Source organism: Streptomyces nanshensis, from assembly GCF_001751255.1.
Taxonomy (GTDB): Bacteria; Actinomycetota; Actinomycetes; order Streptomycetales; family Streptomycetaceae; genus Streptomyces; species Streptomyces nanshensis_A.
On the sequence record NZ_LJGW01000579.1, the window covers coordinates 1 to 2,043 of the forward strand.

Consider the following 2,043-nt stretch of genomic DNA (forward strand, 5'->3'; position numbering starts at 1 on the left):
GAGTGGCCGCCAGACCGGCGGTACCGGGCGCCGGAGCGGGAACCGGAACCGCGCCCGGCTCCGGCCCCGGGCCCGGAACGGGGGCCGGTCCACCCGTGCCGCTCGTCGCCCATGTCTCCGCCTGCCTCGCCAACGCCGATCTGCCGCGCGAGGAGCGTGCCGTGACGGCGGCGCTCACGGCACGCGGCTGGGGCCGCACCACGTACGTCGCCAACGACACCTTCGCCATACTCCGCGCCGGGCTGCCCGACGACGGCTCCGTACAGCACGGCATCGCCGTCGTCTGCGGCGCGGGCGTCAACTGCGCGGGCCAGGACGGCGAGGGAGGCACCCACCGCTTCCCCGCCCTCGGCAGGCTCTCGGGCGACTTCGGCGGTGGCGGAGGACTGGCGGAGGAGGCCCTCTGGTTCGCCGCACGCGCGGAGGACGGCCGCGGCGAGGACACCCGGCTGGCCCGCGAGGTGCCCTGGCACTACGGACTCACCTCGGTGTACGCGCTGATCGAGGCGCTGCATCTGGGAGACCTGCCGCGTGCCCGCATGCACGAGATCACGCCGATCCTCTTCCAGGTCGCCGCCGCCGGGGATCCGGTCGCCCGCGCGCTCGTGGAACGGCAGGCCGACGAACTGGTCTCGATGGTGCGGGTCGGTCTGACCCGGCTCGGGCTGCTGGAGCGGGCGACGCCCGTCTTCCTCGGCGGCAGCGTCGCGGCGGCCCGGCATCCGCTGCTGCACGACCACTTCACGCGTCAACTGGCCGTCCACGCGCCGAAGGCCGTGCCCGAGGTCGTCACGGCGCCGCCCGTCCTGGGGTCGGCGCTGCTCGGGCTCGACGCGGCCGGCGCACCGGAGGCGTCGCGCGCCCGGCTGCGCGCGCACTACGCCTGAACAGGCACCGTCTGCACGCAGGCCGCCCCGCCCCCTTCCGCGTGGAAGCGGAACGGAGCGGGGCGGCACGGGCGTCGGTCAGGCCAGGTGGAGGGTGATCGTCGTCCAGGCGCCGACGTGGACGCGGTCGCCGCTCTTGAGCGGCACCGGCACGAACGGCTGGATCGGATCCTCGGCGCCGTTGATGGTGGTGCCGTTGGTGGAGTCCTGATCGACCACCGACCAGCTCCCGTCCGGCTGTTGCACCAGTACGGCGTGCTGATGCGAGACCCCCGGGTCCTCCGGCGTACGGGCCAGGTCGATGTCCGGCGCCTCACCGGTGGAGTGGCGGCGGCGGCCGATGGTGACCTGGTTCCCGGAGAGCGGCAGTTGCTGCTCGGGCGAGTACGCGGGCAGGTTGAGGTTGCCCGCCTCGGGGCCGCTGCGGTCCATCATCGCGGCGAAGTACTCGCGGTCGGGCGCGATGACCGCCACCCAGGAACCGGCCGGCACACCCTGCTGCATCTCCGGCGCACCCTGCTGCATCTGCTGCCCCGGGTCGCCGGGGCCCTGCTGCTGGTACGGGTGCGGGGGCTGCTGCGGACCGGGACCCTGGCCCTGACCGGGGCCCTGGCCCTGGAACGGCGGCGGCCCGGGCGGCTGTTGCTGCTCGTGCTGCGGGACGACGGGCGGCGAGACCGCCCAGTCACCGCTCTGCGGGGACTGCGGCGGCTGCTGCTGACCGCCCTGCGGACCACCGGGCGCGGGCGGCGCCATCGGCCCGCCCAGACTCTGGTTCGGACCCGGCCCCTGCCCGAAATCCTGACCCGGTCCCTGGCCAGGCCCCTGACCCGGCCCCTGACCGGGACCCTGGCCCGGATATCCGCCGGGACCCTGCGGGGGCGCCTCCGGGGACAGCGGCTCGGCGATCCTGTTGACCTCGGACGGACGGTCCCCGTTGTCGTACCCGTACTGCTGGTTGCCGCCCTGCGACGGACCGCCCGGGAAGGGCGGCGGAGGCGGCGGACCCTGCCCGGCGGGCTGGCCGGGCTGGCTCTGCGGACCGCCCGGTGCGGGAGGGGGCGGAGGCGGACCCTGACCGGGCTGACCGGGCTGGCCCTGCTGCCCCGGCTGACCGAACGGCGGCGGAGGCGGACCGGGCTGCCCCTGCGGACCG

The 2,043-nt window shown here is 75.8% G+C and carries 2 protein-coding genes; one reads left to right on the forward strand and one right to left on the reverse strand.

Going from position 1 to position 2,043, the window contains the following annotated elements; all coding sequences use genetic code 11:
- The first annotated feature begins 2 nt into the window (after positions 1 to 2).
- Complete coding sequence (locus AN218_RS37255; protein ID WP_244900835.1) at positions 3 to 887, forward strand: N-acetylglucosamine kinase; 885 nt, start codon at positions 3 to 5, stop codon at positions 885 to 887.
- A gap of 78 nt (positions 888 to 965) precedes the next feature.
- On the opposite strand, the gene AN218_RS34940 is transcribed toward AN218_RS37255, so the two are convergent.
- Positions 966 to 2,043: FHA domain-containing protein (locus tag AN218_RS34940; protein ID WP_079132735.1), on the reverse strand; the 1,078-nt coding region annotated here is incomplete at its 5' end.